This is a genomic window from Bacillus sp. CPT56D-587-MTF, from assembly GCF_058792335.1.
The window spans coordinates 496,900-515,980 of the sequence record NZ_JBYTEF010000001.1 but is presented as its reverse complement, the minus strand read 5'-3'; the positions used below and the strand labels follow the sequence as shown (position 1 = coordinate 515,980).

Annotated in this window: 15 protein-coding genes and 2 pseudogenes; 4 read left to right on the top strand and 13 right to left on the bottom strand. The window is 35.8% G+C overall.

All coding sequences use genetic code 11. The annotated features are described in order from the left end of the window. Window positions 1-163 precede the first annotated feature (163 nt). The 6 genes and pseudogenes from AC3WVZ_RS02680 to AC3WVZ_RS02655 all read right to left on the bottom strand — a co-directional run. A pseudogene (locus tag AC3WVZ_RS02680) lies at window positions 164-289 on the bottom strand (N-acetylmuramoyl-L-alanine amidase); the annotation flags it as partial. Between the two features lie 344 nt (window positions 290-633). Continuing rightward, the gene (tnpC, locus tag AC3WVZ_RS02675) at window positions 634-1,968 is read right to left on the bottom strand and encodes an IS66 family transposase (protein ID WP_233935973.1); all 1,335 of its coding nucleotides are present in this window, start codon (window positions 1,966-1,968) and stop codon (window positions 634-636) included. Between the two features lie 67 nt (window positions 1,969-2,035). After that, window positions 2,036-2,707 carry a PDZ domain-containing protein gene (locus AC3WVZ_RS02670; RefSeq protein ID WP_233935972.1) on the bottom strand — a complete coding sequence of 224 codons (672 nt, stop codon included), beginning with the start codon at window positions 2,705-2,707 and terminating at the stop codon, window positions 2,036-2,038. A 541-nt stretch (window positions 2,708-3,248) separates the two neighbouring features. Beyond that, a complete protein-coding gene (locus AC3WVZ_RS02665; RefSeq protein ID WP_063220063.1) occupies window positions 3,249-3,494 on the bottom strand; it encodes a hypothetical protein in 246 nt (81 codons plus the stop codon). A 320-nt stretch (window positions 3,495-3,814) separates the two neighbouring features. Beyond that, entirely contained in the window at window positions 3,815-4,171 is a 357-nt protein-coding gene (locus tag AC3WVZ_RS02660) for a YlbF/YmcA family competence regulator (RefSeq protein ID WP_000164614.1), read from the bottom strand. A gap of 142 nt (window positions 4,172-4,313) precedes the next feature. Beyond that, on the bottom strand, window positions 4,314-5,450 hold the full coding sequence (locus tag AC3WVZ_RS02655; protein ID WP_002195186.1) for a DUF445 domain-containing protein: 1,137 nt from the start codon (window positions 5,448-5,450) through the stop codon (window positions 4,314-4,316). A gap of 129 nt (window positions 5,451-5,579) precedes the next feature. Here AC3WVZ_RS02655 and AC3WVZ_RS02650 point away from each other — a divergent pair, with 129 nt between their 5' ends. Together AC3WVZ_RS02650 and AC3WVZ_RS02645 are read left to right on the top strand one after the other, a co-directional pair. Then, window positions 5,580-6,632: a YheC/YheD family endospore coat-associated protein gene (locus AC3WVZ_RS02650; RefSeq protein WP_000242825.1), complete on the top strand. Its 1,053-nt coding sequence runs from the start codon at window positions 5,580-5,582 to the stop codon at window positions 6,630-6,632. A 20-nt stretch (window positions 6,633-6,652) separates the two neighbouring features. After that, entirely contained in the window at window positions 6,653-8,110 is a 1,458-nt protein-coding gene (locus AC3WVZ_RS02645; protein WP_000658062.1) for a YheC/YheD family endospore coat-associated protein, read from the top strand. Window positions 8,111-8,129: 19 nt separating this feature from the next. Here the strand turns inward: AC3WVZ_RS02645 and AC3WVZ_RS02640 are convergent, their stop codons facing one another. After that, window positions 8,130-8,375, bottom strand: coding sequence for a hypothetical protein (locus tag AC3WVZ_RS02640; RefSeq protein WP_000510476.1), 246 nt, complete (start codon window positions 8,373-8,375; stop codon window positions 8,130-8,132). A gap of 458 nt (window positions 8,376-8,833) precedes the next feature. Between AC3WVZ_RS02640 and sasP the strand changes: the two genes are divergently transcribed. Then, entirely contained in the window at window positions 8,834-9,037 is a 204-nt protein-coding gene (gene sasP / locus AC3WVZ_RS02635; protein WP_000013338.1) for a small acid-soluble spore protein, SasP family, read from the top strand. A gap of 51 nt (window positions 9,038-9,088) precedes the next feature. On the opposite strand, the gene AC3WVZ_RS02630 is transcribed toward sasP, so the two are convergent. The 5 genes from AC3WVZ_RS02630 to AC3WVZ_RS02610 form a co-directional block, all read right to left on the bottom strand. Then, window positions 9,089-9,823: an amino acid ABC transporter ATP-binding protein gene (locus AC3WVZ_RS02630; RefSeq protein ID WP_000623610.1), complete on the bottom strand. Its 735-nt coding sequence runs from the start codon at window positions 9,821-9,823 to the stop codon at window positions 9,089-9,091. A 28-nt stretch (window positions 9,824-9,851) separates the two neighbouring features. After that, a complete protein-coding gene (locus tag AC3WVZ_RS02625) occupies window positions 9,852-10,550 on the bottom strand; it encodes an amino acid ABC transporter permease (RefSeq protein ID WP_000281501.1) in 699 nt (232 codons plus the stop codon). Next, window positions 10,537-11,334 (bottom strand): amino acid ABC transporter substrate-binding protein, encoded by a 798-nt coding sequence (locus tag AC3WVZ_RS02620; RefSeq protein WP_088349279.1) that lies wholly within the window; start codon window positions 11,332-11,334, stop codon window positions 10,537-10,539. The genes AC3WVZ_RS02625 and AC3WVZ_RS02620 overlap by 14 nt, the downstream gene beginning before the upstream one ends. Window positions 11,335-11,628: 294 nt before the next feature. Further along, entirely contained in the window at window positions 11,629-13,629 is a 2,001-nt protein-coding gene (locus AC3WVZ_RS02615; protein WP_000116641.1) for an ABC transporter ATP-binding protein, read from the bottom strand. Continuing rightward, window positions 13,626-15,386: an ABC transporter ATP-binding protein gene (locus AC3WVZ_RS02610; RefSeq protein ID WP_000953783.1), complete on the bottom strand. Its 1,761-nt coding sequence runs from the start codon at window positions 15,384-15,386 to the stop codon at window positions 13,626-13,628. Before AC3WVZ_RS02610 ends, AC3WVZ_RS02615 begins: the two co-directional genes overlap by 4 nt. A gap of 596 nt (window positions 15,387-15,982) precedes the next feature. On the opposite strand from AC3WVZ_RS02610, the gene gapN reads away from it, so the two are divergent. After that, on the top strand, window positions 15,983-17,422 hold the full coding sequence (gene gapN, locus AC3WVZ_RS02605; protein ID WP_000213634.1) for an NADP-dependent glyceraldehyde-3-phosphate dehydrogenase: 1,440 nt from the start codon (window positions 15,983-15,985) through the stop codon (window positions 17,420-17,422). A gap of 135 nt (window positions 17,423-17,557) precedes the next feature. Here the strand turns inward: gapN and AC3WVZ_RS02600 are convergent. Continuing rightward, a pseudogene (locus AC3WVZ_RS02600) lies at window positions 17,558-18,927 on the bottom strand (IS1182-like element ISBth7 family transposase); the annotation flags it as partial. Window positions 18,928-19,081: the final 154 nt, after the last annotated feature.

The window sequence follows — 19,081 nt, the reverse complement described above, 5'->3', positions numbered from 1 at the left end:
GTCTCAAAAGGAACCTTCACACTCCGAAGGTGTTATTTATTTTTGGCAATACACTGAAAAATCCACCTCAAAAATGAAGCAGATTCTTCAGTATGCACTAAATATAGATTAAGGAACATATTTAAAATATAATACATTTACAATTTTCAGTCAACAACAAATGTTACCCCTCAAACCTCACATACTCACCAGACACCCATTGATTACCGCCAACATTGTACCAACCATTTCGAATCCCCCAAGATTGATATCGTTCCCCTTGGTACACTTTTTTCACAATTTCATAATTTACTTTTCAAATAAAACCTTACTAAAAGGTATACTGTAAAACAAAATAATATAAAACTTAAAGTGACTGTAAACAAATTAGCCCATTCATTATGTTCTACATATACAAAAATACTCACTATAATAAGGAATACCGATATTGCATTTAAAACTTTTAATGTAACTACTCAGCTTCTTCAAATAAAAAAACAGGCCAAATACATGTTTCCGATTCGAAAACATGAAAAGAAAATACTCCAATCAGAGAAAGAATCTATGCCAAATAGAGAAATTCTCTTATGAAGTCGTGTTATTCCAAGGAACCGTTCTAGTTTCTATGACTTGGTTTATCGCTTGTAAGACCGATTATTTTTGTTTTTTCATGGTACTCATAAAGCTTCGTATCTGACAAAAAGATTCTGCGCCTTTCTTACTTCGGAAAGTCCCAGACACTTTCTGTTTTACTTTCGTCATCCGAATATCCCGTTCTGCTTGATTGTTATCAAATGGAATGGCTGGATGTTCTAAAAACGCTAGAATTCTGTCAGAATACTTGACGAAGCGATTCCATAAATTTTGAGAAGGCGTCTGCTTTCCTTTCTTCTTTTGTTTCGTGGAAAGAATCTGTTGTTCTTTCAATATGGATTGATACATAATAAACAGATTCTTTTGCGTCGCTTTTGGCATGGTACCTTCGGATTGCTTTTTCATCGTCAACGCTTGCGTTAGAAATTTCTGCATCTGTTGTGCCCATTGTTCTCCAGTACTATCTATAATTCCTTGTAAATCTCGTAAGAGATGGGCATTACATAAAACGTGACGACAATCTGTATACGCATCATACGATTTCCAACCATCATGCATCGCAATTCCAGAAAAAGATGGCAAGATTTCTCCAGCATCCATTGCTTCTTTTCCACGTTTTTGATGAATATGTTGCAATGTCACCTCCGGTGTACTGGCAGTATGTAACCATTGTGTTTTGTTTTCTACACGCATACCAGTTTCATCAAAATGGACAACAGGAGACTGCAGAATCTTTTCCTTTACTTCTTTTATGAATGGCTGCAATTGAGAAGCGAAAGCCTGTGTATGATTTACCAGGGTTCCTTCGCTTATAGAATGTCCAAAACAATCCTGAAAGAATTCTTTTGTTCGCTTCAAAGAAATGCATTGATAATGCGTTAAATAGGGAATCAGTCTTTTTATATTTGGACCATATTGAACAGGACGAGATACTGTCGAAGGAAATTGGGCTTCTTGGATAGAATGGCAATGTGGGCATTCTTTCTGTTCTACTTTATGTTCTGTCACTTCGATCTGAATAGGTGGTAAGTCATACACTTGGCGAATGCGATACCCTTTTACAGGCTCGTGGTTCAAGGAAGTATGACAACAAGTACAATATGTAGGAGAATGTGTAATCGTATGATCTGGAGTCGCTGTCAAACCAAGAGTATGTCCCTTGTGGCCCAACTGGCCACCCGTTTGACGATGAGACGGTTTGCGCAAACTTTTTGTAACGGGCTTACCCAAACCATCTGTAGAAGGTGGCTTATGACTATTTTTGGAGTTTTTTTTTGAAGCATTTTCTAGTTCTTGTATACGTTTTTCTAACTTAGAAAATGTTTCTTCAAATAAAGAAATAACAGCTTCAGGTCCTTTTTTATATGTATCTAAAATAATTTTTCGATCGACCATAAGATTCACCTCCCCTGTTTGATATACTCAGTATTTACAAATGGGAGGCATATGAAACTAGTAAAATTTAAAAAAGACACCGAAAGGTGGCTGAGTAGTTACCTTTTAATTGTTTTGGTATTAAAAACTTTATTTCATTATGCAAGAAATACAACATCATGAATCGAATAAAGAAAGTAAATGAACACACTAATGAAATTGAAGCCATAATAAAAGAGAATATATCTTCTCTTTCAACAGCCATAATGCTAATAAAATTTAATCCAAGAGAAATTAAAAAATATACTAGATTAGTGGTACTACGATTCATTTCAGGAACAAACATTAAAAGATATAACGCCATCAAAAAACATACTATATAAAATCCAACCGGAATGATAAAATGATAAAATAATTGTTTGCTATAAGGTGTATATTTTATCTCATATTCTTTTATTTGTCCGTCCCTATTTAATATGATTTTTTTTGCTTGTTCAATTGAATGATACGCTACAACTGTAAAATGTTGAGATGGTGATTCGCCATCTATTTTTTCTATAATATCTCCTATTTGGAAATCTCTTTTTCCCGCCCAACTATATTTTGATAAGTCATTTATAACATATTGGTTAGATTCATATTTTACAGATATACCTATCTCAGGATATTCTTTTATTAAATTAGCTAGATAATCACTAACTATAAGGGAAAATAATAGAATCAACAACTGCCACTTAGATTTCCACATTCTCGCTATCATTGCATAACTCCTTTTGCAAACACAACCATATACATTGCCCCCCCTAGGTATTATTAAAGGGAAATTTTTTTACTTTTCATTCTCAATAAAAATAGAATTATTTACCTTATACTTTCAACATTAAAAATAACTCCGCATTTTTTTCAAAGGTAAATAAATTATATATTGCCCTACCTAGGTATTCTTTTAAAATTTTTTGATTTTCATTCCTCAATAAAGATAGAATTATTCACCTTATACTTTCAACATTAAAAATAACTCCGCATTTTTTTCAAAGGTAAATAAAATATACATTGCCCTACCTAGATATTCTTAAAAGGAAAGTTTTTTGATTTTCATTCCTCAATAAAGATAGAATTATTTATCTTACACTCAAAAAATTAAAAATAGCTCTATATTTTTCAAAAGTAAATAGATTGCATACACTTCTAAAAAAATAGAACCCCCCATAAAAATATATACTCACCATCATGAGATTAGGAAAAGATTATAACACAAAGTTTAAAAAAATATAAGCTACTTTCTCACCCTCTATAATATATTAATATAATATTACTTTCGTACTATCTGGGTGATGTGTTAAATAAAATTCATTATTCTTCTTATAAATCTCAATACCTTTTGTAAGTATCTTTACATTATTTATAAAAATAGTTGAATCATTTACCCAAATATTTTCAACCAATTGCGATCCTTGATAAAAGAAGTCATTTTCTATCATCATATGAAGTACATGTTTCGCTAATATTTCCGTTTTAAAACTATTCAAATCTATAAGGGTCTCCATCTATTCTAACCTCTTCCATTTATCTCTATTAATTGTCTCATTAGTAAATACATTATATGTAAAAAACACGATTGTTTCACCGAAATACTAATGCGCTCTTACGAAATAGATAGGCGATTACCGAAAGAGAATTCCCTCGATACACTTTTTATGCATTTAACTTTCCCGACTACTTTACTCTTTTATTGATCTTCAAATACGATGCACCGCAATATAAATACGCGCAAAAGAAAGCATAAAATACTTCCTCTCGTATATATAGTTACATTCTGAGTTCCATAAGCACCAAAAAGACGCCCCCATAGGGGCGTCTTCCACTATTACGCTTGTTGTTGCGCGCTATATAATTCTTCAAGTGGCTTCATGATAATTTTGTTAACGTCACCGATTACAACGTTTAGGCGTTGCTCAGTTTCCATTAATTTTGTAATTTTAGCATCTTGTTGAATGCGAGCTACAACTTCTTGTGCTTGTTGGTTGTCTTCTTCAGTGATTTCTTGGCCTTGCATCATTTTCTGTTGTAGGCTAAGTTGCATTGTACGGAACTCATCGAATAAGTTCTTTGAAGCTGTGTCAGCTTGAACTGCTGCGTAGCTCTCTTTTAAAGTTTTGAAGTCTTCGTTTTCAGCGATTGCTTTTTGTAATTCATATGCAACATCATGAATGTTCTTTGTCATTTTATTTTTCCTCCTTTAGAAGGCTAGCGCTTTTCACTCGCACTGCCTTTTACGTGCATTTACATACGCACCTCTTCTTACCATATCAAACTATGCAAGAGATGTGAAGAAATTTCACTTTTATTTCTATGTACTCACCTTATTATCTAAGAAACAATAGTAACAATCCTTGTACGAGCCCGATCATTCCGCCTAATAACGCTCCTAAATACGTAATCATTTTCAATTCGTTTTTCGTAATAGACAGAACTAAGTCTTCTAATCTTTCTGTTGAGAATGTAGACACTTCTTGCTGGACAATTTCCGCAAGGTGTAGATTATTTAGTATACTCTCTACATTTTCTGTTCCCCACTTTAAGCCTTTCGCTACTGCACTTGGAACCACTTTTTCAATAATTGTTTCTCGAACTGGTTCACATACTTGCTGAACAGATTGATTTAAAAACTTACTCACTGTTTCCTCTACTTTAACTGCTGACAGCACGGAGCTTACAATCATTTCTTTCTCTACAAATGCTTCTAATTCTTTTACATCTCTTCCTTTTAACTTTTCCCACTCTTTTTGCAGTACGTCAGTTAAAAGCTGCTTTGTAGCATCTTGCCCTAAAAACTTAATAACTTCTGGCTGCACACGATCCACAACACTTACATTTCCTAAAAACATTCCGACTAAGTTAAGTAGCGTTCCGCGAGAAGCAAAGAAATCATCAATCATTTTTGAAAGACGTGCTTTCCCTTCTTCACTTTCAAAAAAGCTAATTCCTCGCTCTAAAATAAACGCAGAGACATTCGGAATCGCATTCTCTACTTTTTCATTTACAGAATGAGGTAAAGCCTGTTCCCATGTATATGTATAATACTCTGCTAAAAATGCATGAATTTTTTCTGTAATAACATGTTCGATTTTTCGAGTCGCTTCTTCTTCTACATGCGCTACATTCCATTTTTCTAACATATGTCGCAGTGATTGTTCATTCGTAATTACTTTATCCACTTCCACTTGCGCCCAGTGAATTAAACCTTTTTGAAACTCTTCATTTGTTAGCTTTTTTCCAATTCCTTCTGGTGTTAACAAATGTTCTACAACCATTTTTCCTAATTGAACAGCAAGTTCATCACGACGCTTCGGAATTAACCCTGGTGTAAATGGAACTTGAAACTTTCCGATATAAATAGGACGATGAGGACGAAATAACATTTTTATCGCTAAATGATTCGTGTATCCCCCAATAATTGCTCCGAGTCCTGTCGTCGTTAACATATTTAACCATATATTCATTACAATCAACCTTTCACTTCTCCAAAACTATAGCATATCATCATACGGACAAAAGTATAATGGTATAAAAACGTATTTGCAATATATAGCTTCGCCTATTATGCAAATAGTAGTAAAGGAGTGATTTCGTTGGTTCTCGGCCTTTTAACTTCTAAACTTCATTATGAGCAAACGTATTACACCGAAATCGCTAAACGCGCTCGGCTTTATCATAATGTCGTTGCCCAGTTTACGCCATTTTGTATTGATTCTAAAACAGACCTTGTTTCTGGTCTTATTTACGATACAGATACAGGAAAATGGAAAGAGCAAACATTCCCTATTCCTTCTTATATATATGATCGTTATTCTTTTCACGAGGAAACAGACTTTGAAAAAGCAAAATCAATTATTCACTCTTTGCACAACCGTCCTTCCACTACCTTTTTAAATAACACACTTATTAACTTAAGTGAACTACATGATTTATTTCTCACTAATAAAAAACTGTCTCCTTATATACCCAAATTTGAAGTGGCAACGATACAAAACATTTTCAAACTGTTGTTAAAATCTAAAGATATTATTATACGCCCCACTAATATACATTCTAAAGATAACTTATATCGAGTCGCTTACAAAAATAAAACGTTTCATATCGATACAGTAAATGAAAAATACCATACTTCTCTTTCAATCAAGCGGACAGATGAATTTATATCTTGGTGTAAATCTAACATACGTTCATCACGCTACATAGTGCATACCATGCTACAACCACCAAATCAATTAACATACCCACTCCACATTCGAACTATTTTGCAAAAAAACAAAGAACAAACTTGGAATGTTATAGGTCAATTTATACAAAAAAGTTCATTTCCTAATCAACTTTTACCCTCAGCAACAGACGATGATTCATTGCATTCATTTTCAAAAATTAAATACGTACTATCTAGTACAGGTGTGCAACTATTGCAAGACGCTTTACACGACATTATAAATGAAGTATTCCAAACACTAGATCAGTCTTATTCTTCATTATTCGAACTAGAACTTTCCACAATTATGGATCAAAAAGGCGCAATTTGGCTTATGTATGTCAACACGATTCCTCCTTACGAACAATACATTCGTCATAGTGATTCATTAGCTGAAAAGATATTTCACGGACCACTTAAATTCAGTCGCTTTACACCATAATGAAAGGAGGTAAACCTATTTTGAAAGAGCATATATATACATTAAATATTTCAGATGACCATCCAAATAGCATTACTTTACCTTACGTTTTTTCTATTACACCGCCTATTACATCTCTCTCCTTCGGCATACGTCATATTGCAAGTGAAGAGGTGAAAATTCATTATTCCTTTACTCGCGAAATTATTATCGGAAAGCATATTGCCGAAAAACTTTTACTGCCTCAATCAACTACTATTCATGCATTTACACAAAACCAAACAATTATTTTCGGACCATTAATCGGCATTTTTACAACTGGCTTTAATGATGATTCTTCTAACCCTTTAGGAAATCGTTCAATTGCTCTGAGTGAGTTGTTAACACCACCATTCTCATTACGACCGTTCGTATTCGTCTTTGGGGTTCAACATATACACTGGGAAGAAGAAACGATTGAAGGATATTTCTTTCAAGAGAAACAATGGATAAAGAAAAAAGTCCCTTTACCAAATGTCATTTACGATCGCTTACCGAATCGGCAAGCGGAAAATTATAAACCAATCGTCAGGGCAAAAAGAAAATTAGAACAAGACTACTGCATTCCATGGTTTAACCCAGGTTTTTTCAATAAATGGGAAGTTCATCAACTTCTTACGAAAGACGAATCAATTAAACCCTTATTACCAAATACAGAAGCATTTCAGCATTTTGAACAAGTAGAACGGTTTCTTGGCACGTATAAATCAGTGTACATGAAACCAATACACGGGAGCTTTGGTAGAAATATTCATCAAATATTTTATTCTCAAACAGAGAATTGCTACTACTGTCGTTATCGCGAAAATGAAGAAAATAAACTGAGAAAGTATCAATCATTAGAAACGCTTCTAAACCACGTATTAAAAGGACATGATTTAAAAAAGTTTATCGTACAGCAAGGTATTTCGTTACTTCGCTTCGATGGGCAACCTGTTGATTTCCGCATTCATACAAATAAAAACCATTTCGGTAATTGGATAGTTAGTGCAATCGTCGCCAAAATCGCCGGCAAAGGCAGTTTAACAACGCACGTAAATAGTGGCGGTGATACAAAATTATTACAAGAGCTTTTTCCAGATTCAACGAAACAAGTTCAAATTGAAAATAAATTAAAACATACTGCCTTACAAATAAGTTACGCGCTCGATGAACAAGTAACTGGAAATATTGGAGAAATCGGTTTTGATATCGGTTTAGACACAAAGGAAAATCCGTGGCTCTTTGAAGCCAACTCTAAACCTGGGCGAACTGTATTCCAAGATAAAAAATTAAAAGAGCAAAGTGAACTGACGCGCCAGTTATTTTACGAATATGCCGTCTACTTAACTGAACATTCTTTACGTGATACAAAAGAAAAAATGTCTCAAATAAAATCAGGGGCTTCATCAAACACCGAACATATACCTTCTCCTATGATTCACTCACAAATACAAAAACAAAAACTTCCACCTAGATAATAAGGTGGAAGTTTTCTATTTACACAAGTTTTACTACAACCTCAGTTTCCACGTTACATACTCTGCAATAAAAAATATGATTGCAATATTCATTTGAATTATTATGCGTTAAACCATCTACTGCACTTAATAATTCTTGATCCATATAGGCACTATAATCGTCTATGTAATCTACAGACTTCCCATAATCTTGGAGTATACTTTGGCAATTTTGACAAGAATATGTTTGTGATTCTAATGCGTTACAAAGCGGGCAAATCCCCATCATGATTCCTCCATACGTTATCGTTTATAAGCCTCTCTTTTTTAGAGTGAAGAGAGCAACCTATCCAGACATAGGAGCGCCCACTCCATCCCTACTTAAAAATAGAACTATGAAGTTGCTACCGATTTCATTTTTATTTCAATAAATCATAAATAAGAAGCTAATAATTAGCCTACAAGTAGCAGGCTACAATGAAAAAATTATATTTAATATCCCCCTTAGTTTGGCCTGTTTTCTTAAAAATACAACGATTACTCTTATTTCATAATTTACGAAATCAATACGTTTTTTTGACAAAATTTACAAATTATTATTTTGTATATCTTTCTAGGTAACATCCATACTATGAGTACAAACTTAATTACCGATGGATTAGCGCCAACCGGGGCGATAATCTGGTTCAACTCCAGCTAGTCCAACCAAAAAAACTTTTATAACTCTAAGGAGGATATATTCCTATGGCAAACCAAAATTCTTCAAATCAATTAGTAGTACCAGGTGCAACAGCTGCAATCGATCAAATGAAGTACGAAATCGCTCAAGAATTTGGTGTACAATTAGGAGCAGATTCTACGGCTCGCGCTAACGGTTCAGTTGGTGGAGAAATCACAAAACGTCTAGTTGCAATGGCTGAGCAAAGCCTTGGCGGATTCCACAAATAAATATATATGGCAAAAAGGTCTCAAGGCATATGCCTTGAGACCTTCCTTAATTTATTGCAACATTTGTAAAAACTTCTTCGTGCGTTCTTCTTTTGGATTTGTAAATACTTCTTCTGGTGTACCTTGTTCGACAACGACACCACCATCCATGAAAATAACACGGTTCGCAATTTGATGTGCAAAACGCATTTCGTGCGTTACAATAACCATCGTCATGCCCTCTTTAGCAAGTTCTTTCATTACTTTCAGAACTTCTTGAACGAGTTCAGGATCAAGCGCTGACGTCGGCTCATCAAATAGTAACACTTCCGGCTCCATCGCAAGTGCGCGCGCAATTCCAACGCGCTGTTGTTGTCCGCCTGATAATTGGAACGGATATAAATCCACTTTATCTGCTAAACCAACTTTTTCAAGGAAATAGTTTGCTTTTTTCTTCGCTTCTTCTTTCCCCATCTTTTTCACTGTAACGAGCCCTTCCATTACATTTTGAAGTGCTGTTAAATGCGGGAATAAATTATGGTGCTGGAATACCATACCTGTTTGCGTACGAAGATTAACAATATCTTTCTTCGTTACTTTTTGAGAGAAGTTAAGCTCTTTATTACCGATACGAATATTACCAGCGTTTGGCGTTTCTAATACATTGAGACAACGTAAGAATGTCGTTTTACCAGATCCAGACGGCCCAATAATAACAACAACCTCGCCCTTCTCAACTGTTAAATCTATATGCTTTAGTACGGTATTATCTCCGAAACTTTTTTGTAAGTGCTGAATTGAAATCATAAAAACAAAAACTCCTTTTGTAAAAGGATTATTTTAATGTATAGCGTTCTGAACGCTTTTCTAACATCTGTTGTACGATTGATAATAAGAAACAAATAACCCAGTAAATAAGACCTGCTTCAAAATAAACAATTAAAAACTCGTAGTTCATCGCCGCAATTTCCTGCGCTTTTCGGAACATTTCTGTTACTAAAATTAACGATGCTAATGAAGTATCCTTCACTAAGCTAATAAATGTATTTGAAAGCGGCGGGATTGATACGCGCGTTGCTTGTGGTAAAATAACACGTTTTAATGCTTGTGGATATGTCATCCCAATTGTATAAGCTGCTTCCCACTGCCCTTTCGGAATGGAAAGGATAGAAGCACGAATAATTTCAGATGCATATGCACCGACATTTAATGAAAATCCAACAACTGCTGCTGTATATGGCTCAACTTCAATATTAAGAGTTGGAAGACCATAGAAAATAATAAATAACTGTACAAGAAGTGGCGTTCCGCGAATGATAGATACATAGATACGAGCAATCCATTGTAAAATACGACTACCTGAAATACGTGCGAGCGCTGTTAACGTCGCAAGTATAAGACCGATAATAAATGTAATAAGCGTTAATGGAATTGTTGTAAAAACAGCTTCCTTCAGCATAGGCATGAAGGAAGTCTGCATAATATCTATCCAAGTAGACAATCGATCTGAAACTAATGCACTACTTAGATACATTTTCACCGAACCATTTTTTCGTTATTTTGTCATACGTACCGTCTTTTTTCATATCTTCTAACGCTTTATCTACTTCTTGTACAAGCTTATCGCTACCTTTACGGAATAAGAATCCACTTTCTGAAGCTTCTTTTTCTGTATCTACAATTTTAATTTTTGCATCTTTTTTCGTTTCTAAATAATTTAATACTGATAACTTATCATTAATTGTAAAATCAACGCGTCCTGAAGCTAATAATTCTGCCGCTTGGCTAAATCCTTCTACACCTTCGATTTCTGCACCGTTTTTCTTAGCAATATCTGCATAGTTACTCGTTAAAGATTGTGCTCCTTTTAACCCTTTTACATCAGCAAATGTAGCAGGCTTATCTTTATCTTTTGCGATAACTAATGCCGCTGAAGATGAAATGTATGGTTTAGAGAAATCGTATTTCTTTTGACGATCTTCACGAATACCAACTTCGTTTGCAACCATATCGAAACGTTTTGCATCTAGGCCAGCAAGTAAGCTATCCCATTGTGTTTCTTTAAATACAGGTTTTACACCTAAACGTTTTGCAACTTCTTCTGCTAATTCAACATCGAATCCAGTTAATTTATTGCTTGAATCGTGGAACGTAAATGGTGGATATGTACCTTCTGTACCAATTACAAGTTCACCGCTTTGTTTAATCTTTTGTAACGCGTCTTGACTAGCTGTATCTTTTTTCTCTTCTTTACCGCAGCCGGCTACAATCCCGATCGCTAATGTAGTTACTGCAAGCACTGAAAATAATTTCTTCATGATAGTAATCCTCCAAGTATTCTGATAGGAATTTAAAAACTATATTGATTGTATGCAATCTTGAACAATTTTTCAATGAAAATGTTCTTATTTAGTTTATCCTTTTTCTTCATAATCAAACAAAAGGGAAAAATAACGCTACATACAAAAAATAAGTAACATTTTTTAATATAGCATTTATGGAGAAAAAGGTAAAACAATACTTCTTATTTAACTGTCATAATTCGCTAAAGAGTCGACATGTTCATCAATAAAAAAAAACTTGTGAAAATCACAAGTTCTCCTCCATGCATATTAAGCACTCTGATTGCCTTCCATTTGCGTTTTATACATATCGTAATAACGCCCCCGCTTTTTCATGAGTTCATCATGAGAGCCTTTTTCTAAAATGGTTCCTCTATCGAGCACAATAATTTGATCTGCGCTTTTAATCGTTGAAAGGCGGTGAGCGATAATAAATGTCGTTCTTCCTTTTTTTACAACTTCTAGTGCTTGTTGAATCATCGCCTCTGTTTCTGTATCAATACTAGACGTTGCTTCATCTAAAATTAAGATAGCTGGATCAAAAGCAAGCGCCCTAGCAAATGAAATAAGCTGACGTTCTCCAGTGGAAAGCGTACTTCCCTTTTCTGTAATTTCTTCATTTATATTATTCGCAAATCTTTCAGCACCAACATCATGCAATGCTTTTATGATACGCTCTTTTGAAATTTTTTCATTTTCTAAGCTTACATTGGAAGCGACCGTCCCGCTAAAAAGAAACGGGTCTTGCAGTACGATTCCCATATGTTCACGGGTTGCTTGTTTCGGCATCTCTTTTACATCGTGACCATCAATCGTAAGCTTTCCTTTTTCAAACTCATAAAATTGAAAGAGTACATTCATGATAGAACTTTTTCCTGATCCAGTATGACCGACAAGTGCCACTGTCTCGCCTTGTTTCGCTTCAAAAGAAATATTTTTTAACACTTCATCTTTTCCATTATAAGAAAATGATACATTATCAAATTTTACATTTCCTTTTAAACGAGGCATACGTTCTTCTTCTACCGGTTCCCCTTTTTCCTCTAACAATTCAAAGACACGTTCTGATGCAACGCGCGCTTGCTCTAAGTTTGCAAGCTGGTTCACCATATTCGTAATTGGCGAGAATAATCGTGTTAAATAATCGACGAACGCATACAGTACCCCAAGTGAAATAATACCTGTAGCACTTAATGACGCACCGCCGAAATACCAAATTACTCCTGTGAAAGCGATATTTCTTAATACGGCTACTAAGTTATGCGAAGTTGCTGCATTTAAATTTAAAATTTTATTTTGATACTTAAAATAATCGCCATTTAATTCTTCAAATTCTTTTTTCGTTTCACGCTCTTGACGAAACGCTTGAATAATTGGCATCCCTTGAATGGATTCATTCACTGTTCCGTTAATATCAGATAAGCGAGAGCGCATTTTATGATTGTATACAGACGCATATTTTCTATAAAGAATCGCCCAAACAATTAAAATTGGGATAATTAATAAACATAATGAAGCGAGCTTCACATCTAATAAAAATAACGCAGCGAATATCCCAATAATATAGATGATACTAGAAACGAATGTTGCCAGCACCGTTACATATAAATCACGAATGGCCTCTGTATCATTCGTCACACGCGAAACAATTTTCCCCGCCGGTAAATGATCAAAGTACCGAATTGGCAACGTTTGAATATGAGAAAAAACATCTTCCCTCATAATTTGAATAATTTTGTTCGCTGCCTTCTGCAAGAAGAACTGCTTTCCGTATGCAAATAATGACACGACTACTAATAAAGCGAAATAGCCACCACCAAGTAATAATAGACGGTTTATTTCTGGTTTATAAAATGCAAACACTTCTTCTTTCGTTAATGCTTTCGCTTTATACACTTGCACCGCCTTACCATTTTGAACGGTAATCATATCCCCTTTTACAGTCCGTGACCCTTCCGCATTTACTTTATTCGGTACAAAATAATATTGAAAACCGACTTGCATTACGCGTACTTCTTTTCCTTTTTTCTCGCCTTGTTCAAAGCGATCACTTCGCTTATAAAAAGCCCCATTATACGAAACAGCATCTTCACTCTGTTCTGTTTCATACCAAGGTTTCTCTATCCCGACGATATGATCGTCAATCATCGTTTTAGCGACGAAAGGACCAGCAAGCTCTGCGATGACGAAAATAAATAACATTAACATCGCAGCAAAAATCGTCCCCTTCACTTTCATCGCGTATTGAAACAACCGTTTTGAAACGCTCATATTTTCACCCCACTATCCGCACTTTCACTTTCACCTTGTTGTCTTTCAAACTGCTCAGCATACCAGCCTCCCTTTTGGATAAGCTGATCATGCGTACCTTCTTCTATAACTGCGCCTTCATCCATAACGAGAATCCAATCCGCATGTTGCACTGCAGATAAACGGTGCGTCGTAATAATCGTCGTCTTTCCGCTTCTTTCCGTTCTTATATTTTCAATGATCGCTGCTTCCGTACGAGCATCTACAGCTGATAAAGAATCATCCAAAATTAAAATTTCTGGATTTTGAATAACAGCTCGTGCAATCGAGATCCTTTGTTTTTGCCCTCCTGATAAAGAAACACCTTTCTCTCCAACGAGCGTTTCTAACCCTTCTGGTAAAAACTCTAAATCCTTTTTAAACGCAGCAATTTCAATTGCTTTCTCTAGTTCTTCTTCAGTCGCTTCCCTATTTCCGAATAAAATATTTTCTCGCGCTGTTTTTGAGAACAAAATATGCTCCTGCGGTACATAACCAATCCAGCCGAGTACATTTTCATTCGTCATTTTATCTAAAGTCACATCAGAAACTGCAATATCTCCATCTCCAAGCGGATATTGGCGAAGAAGCTGACGTACAAGCGTCGTTTTCCCGCTTCCTGTTTTTCCGACAACCCCTAGCGTTTCTCCTTGCTTTAATGTGAAAGAAACCTTTTTTAAATTTTCTTCAGTTGATGAAGGATATGAGAAAGACACATCATCAAACTGAATATAATCCGGCTCTTGCACAAGCTTTGGATGTTTCGGATTCTTTACATCTGGCTCATACGCTAACGTTTCATTCACACGGTCAAGCGAAGCATTTCCTCTTTGCATAACATTAATTAATTCCCCAATTGCAAACATCGGCCAAATCATCATCCCTAAATACACGTTAAAAGAAACGAGTTCACCAAGCGTCACCTTTGACTGGAACACAAGGTATGCACCGTACACTAAGCCGATTAAATAACTAAGACCGACAAGCATTTTCACAGTTGGTTGGAATAATGCATCAATCTTTGCTACCTTCATATTTTTTTCGTAGACGTCATCTCCTAAATGATGAAATCTTTCCTCGTCTGCATTCTCTTGTACGTATGCACGAATAACGCGCACACCAGCGATTGATTCAAGCACTTTATCGTTCATATCACCAAACGCATCTTGTGCAACTGTAAATCTTTCATGCAATTTCTTTCCATATATATTCATCGCATACGCCATAATTGGAAGCGGAATAAGCGCTGCAAATGTAAGCTCCCAACTAATTGTAAACCCCATCATAAAGACAATCGTAAGCATATATAAACTAGAATCCACAAGCGTTAATATACCAAAACCAGCTGTCATAGCGATTGCTTTCAAATCATTTGTCGCTCTCGCCATTAAATCACCAGTACGATTTTTTTGATAAAAAGTCGGCGTCATCTTAAGTAAATGCCCCATAAATTTAGAGCGCATCGTTTTCTCAAGTACGAATGCACCGCCAAACAATTGATGTTGCCATACGAAAGTAAGGCCATATCCAACGATCGTAACCCCTATTAAAATAAGAATAGACTGTATAATAGCTTCGTTCGATAACGTTCCTGTTTTTATGTTATCTATCGTAACCCCTAACACTTTCGGGGGAATCACTTCAACTATATTCACAATTAAAAGAGCTCCAATGGCAATACTATATCTCTTCCAGTGCTCCCTAAAAAACCATTTTAGCTTTAGTAATACTGATAACAATGTAACCTCTCCCTTCTCGTTCTCGTTTACCTCTCATTTCTTTATCCACTATCCAGACCTATCACATTTACATTTCGTAACCCATACAATCTCATCACATTTTTCCACCTTCCAAAGTTTTTTATCGGAACTAAACAAGGGAAAATAAACAAAAAAAAGCATACCGCCGCTTGACGATATGCACAGGAATGCATAAAAAGCGTACGTTACGATATACGCAACGTACGCTTCTTATAAGACAAAGATGCCCTATATATCCGTACGGGTTGCGTAATGATATGAATGTTTTCTGCCATTTAACAGAGCTAAGCCCATTACATTTACGATTACAATCATTACGCACACCCCTTTCATTTATTTTCCATTTATAATCTTACAACTTTATTGAGTATTCTGTCAATTATTTTTTCACACTTTAAATAAAAATATATGATACACCATTTTGAAATAAGGGAATGTTCTGTAAGAAAGGGCATACAAAATAAAAAAAGAATAAGAAATCGTTTTCACAAACATTTCATTTGAAAAATGTTATCAAACCCCCTACAATCACCTTATACTCACTCTTACAAGTTGCTATTTTAGGAGGACTAATCATGACAACTAGCAATACGTACAAATTTTATTTAAACGGAGAATGGAGAGAAAGCTCTTCAGGAGAAACAATCGAAATTCCATCTCCATACTTACACGAAGTAATTGGACAAGTACAAGCAATTACTCGCGGAGAAGTAGATGAAGCAATTGCATCTGCAAAAGAAGCTCAAAAATCATGGGCTGAAGCTTCCCTACAAGATCGCGCAAAATACTTATATAAATGGGCTGATGAGCTCGTAAATATGCAGGATGAAATTGCCGATATCATTATGAAAGAAGTCGGTAAAGGATATAAAGATGCGAAGAAAGAAGTTGTTCGTACAGCTGACTTCATTCGTTACACGATCGAAGAAGCTTTACATATGCACGGAGAAAGCATGATGGGCGATAGCTTCCCGGGCGGTACAAAATCTAAGCTTGCGATTATCCAACGCGCACCACTTGGTGTTGTATTAGCAATCGCACCATTTAACTACCCAGTAAACTTATCTGCTGCAAAACTTGCACCAGCATTAATTATGGGTAACGCTGTTATTTTCAAACCAGCAACTCAAGGTGCAATTAGTGGTATTAAAATGGTTGAAGCACTTCATAAAGCTGGCCTTCCAAAAGGTCTTGTAAACGTAGCTACAGGACGCGGTTCTGTAATTGGTGACTACTTAGTAGAGCACGAAGGCATCAATATGGTATCGTTCACAGGTGGTACAAACACAGGTAAACATTTAGCGAAAAAGGCTTCAATGATTCCACTTGTATTAGAACTTGGTGGTAAAGATCCTGGTATCGTTCGTGAAGATGCTGACTTACAAGATGCTGCAAACCATATCGTAAGCGGTGCATTCTCTTACTCTGGTCAACGTTGTACAGCTATTAAACGTGTACTTGTACACGAAAACGTAGCGGACGAGCTTGTTAGCTTATTAAAAGCGCAAGTAGCTGAACTATCAGTTGGATCTCCAGAACAAGACAGCACAATCGTTCCATTAATCGACGACAAGTCTGCTGACTTCGTTCAAGGTTTAGTTGACGACGCTGTAGAAAAAGGTGCTACAATCGTTATCGGTAACAAACGTGAGCGTAACTTAATTTACCCAACATTAATCGATCACGTAACAGAAGAGATGAAAGTTGCTTGGGAAGAGCCATTCGGCCCAATCCTTCCAATCATCCGTGTTTCTTCAGATGAACAAGCAATTGAAATTGCTAACAAATCAGAGTTCGGTCTGCAAGCAAGTGTCTTCACTAAAGACATTAACAAAGCATTTGCAATTGCTAACAAAATCGAAACTGGTTCTGTTCAAATTAACGGACGCACAGAGCGCGGCCCTGACCACTTCCCATTCATCGGTGTAAAAGGTTCAGGTATGGGCGCACAAGGTATTCGTAAGAGCCTTGAGTCTATGACACGTGAAAAAGTAACTGTATTAAACTTAGTTTAATCTTATAAAAAGAAGCTGATCTATAAATAGATCAGCTTCTTTTCAGAGTGTTGGGAAACCCTTTAGGGTTCCCAACACTCTGGAATCTTTTTTGATTTTAGCGAATAAAAACAACATAAAATAATAGAATTTTAAAAAATAGCCCTCCACCTGACCCTTTTTGGTCAGGTGGAGGGCTATTTTTTTCATGTTTTGACAAGCTGCGGTGAGATAAGCTTGCATTTGGACAGACTTCAGCCCTCGAAACCGGGCATAGCGGTAGCCATGTAGTTCTTTGGCGTCTGCAAAGCTTCGCTCTATAGTGGAACAGCGTACTTTATACAACCTTTTCCCTGTAGCTGTTAGCTTGTTTTTTCTAGCAATATCCTTATATTTCTCCCACACATGATGAGTGATAACTTTTTGTTTTTGTTTCTTTGAAAAGCACACCTCACGTAACGGACAAACAGCGCAGTCTTCTGGATTCGATTTGTATTGACGGTATCCTTCACGATCAGTTGTTACATATTCTAGAATACATCCCATCGGACAAGCGAAAACATTCATTTCTTCTACATATTTAAATTGGCTTTTCGGTACTTCTTTATTCCGTTTTCCAAATCGGCGATACCCCATCACCATAAATATATTCCGTTCTGATAGTTTCTTACAGATATATCCTGTAAAATAGCCAGCATCAAGGGCAACAGCTTCTACTTTGAAGTCGAATTTATCAATCTGAGCTTGGAGGCGTGCTAAATACGGCTCGGAATCTGCCATATTTCCAGCCGTTACATAGGTATCTGTAATAATATTGTACTTCGCATCAGTCGTACGATGATCCAAGAAATGAAAACCATTTGGTTTTCCATCTCTCATTAAAAATCCACTATCTGGATCCGTTGTACTTATACGAGTTTTTTTGGTAGGGGTATCACTTTCCTTTCTAGGTTTTAATTCTTTTTTCCATGTACCTCACGATCTTCGATTACCGCAGCTTCTAGCTCGTCTATATAAAACTTTGCTTTTTCTTTTTTATATTTATGTACAAATTTATTTTTATTGGCATTGGCCTTAATATGTGTAGAATCTGTCATCAGTGCACGTCCTCCTACCATCCGGTGCTCCGTCGCTTGTCTCACAATCTCATCAAAAATTTCTTCGAAAATATTTGTATGAATAAAACGAGTACGACGATTCCAACTGATTGTAGAGTGATCCGGAATAGTATCCGATAGAGAAAACCCTAAAAACCAACGGTAGGCAATATTCGTTTTAATTTCCTTTTCCAATTGACGCTCAGAACGAATACCGTAAAAATATCCAATAAACATCATCTTAAATAAAACAATAGGATGAATGGACGGGCGTCCATTGTTTTCACAGTAATAAGGGCGTAACTTCTCTTCAATAAAATCAAAACTAATTGTCGCTTCAATTGCACGAAGGAAATGATCTTGTGGAACCAACTCTTCTACAGAAACAGATACACGCTCATCACGATGATTTTTTAAAGCACCCATCATAAAAAATCTCTCCTTTTCCTCTTTTTTATCAGTGTTGACACATAAAAAGAGGTTCAGACACAAAAACAGGCTGTGGAGAAGACTTTCTCCACAGCCTGAAAAGAAGCTGATCTATAAATAGATCAGCTTCTTTTCTATATAAATACTTCCAAAA

Coding starts and splice junctions, on each gene's coding strand:
- AC3WVZ_RS02640 (WP_000510476.1), bottom strand. CDS start 8,375: ATGGGGATTTGCCCGCTTTGTAACGCATTAGAATCACAAACATATTCT.
- AC3WVZ_RS02615 (WP_000116641.1), bottom strand. CDS start 13,629: ATGAGCGTTTCAAAACGGTTGTTTCAATACGCGATGAAAGTGAAGGGG.
- AC3WVZ_RS02655 (WP_002195186.1), bottom strand. CDS start 5,450: ATGAATATATGGTTAAATATGTTAACGACGACAGGACTCGGAGCAATT.
- AC3WVZ_RS02625 (WP_000281501.1), bottom strand. CDS start 10,550: ATGTATCTAAGTAGTGCATTAGTTTCAGATCGATTGTCTACTTGGATA.
- AC3WVZ_RS02670 (WP_233935972.1), bottom strand. CDS start 2,707: ATGATAGCGAGAATGTGGAAATCTAAGTGGCAGTTGTTGATTCTATTA.
- AC3WVZ_RS02630 (WP_000623610.1), bottom strand. CDS start 9,823: ATGATTTCAATTCAGCACTTACAAAAAAGTTTCGGAGATAATACCGTA.
- AC3WVZ_RS02660 (WP_000164614.1), bottom strand. CDS start 4,171: ATGACAAAGAACATTCATGATGTTGCATATGAATTACAAAAAGCAATC.
- gapN (WP_000213634.1), top strand. CDS start 15,983: ATGACAACTAGCAATACGTACAAATTTTATTTAAACGGAGAATGGAGA.
- sasP (WP_000013338.1), top strand. CDS start 8,834: ATGGCAAACCAAAATTCTTCAAATCAATTAGTAGTACCAGGTGCAACA.
- AC3WVZ_RS02620 (WP_088349279.1), bottom strand. CDS start 11,334: ATGAAGAAATTATTTTCAGTGCTTGCAGTAACTACATTAGCGATCGGG.
- AC3WVZ_RS02665 (WP_063220063.1), bottom strand. CDS start 3,494: ATGGAGACCCTTATAGATTTGAATAGTTTTAAAACGGAAATATTAGCG.
- tnpC (WP_233935973.1), bottom strand. CDS start 1,968: ATGGTCGATCGAAAAATTATTTTAGATACATATAAAAAAGGACCTGAA.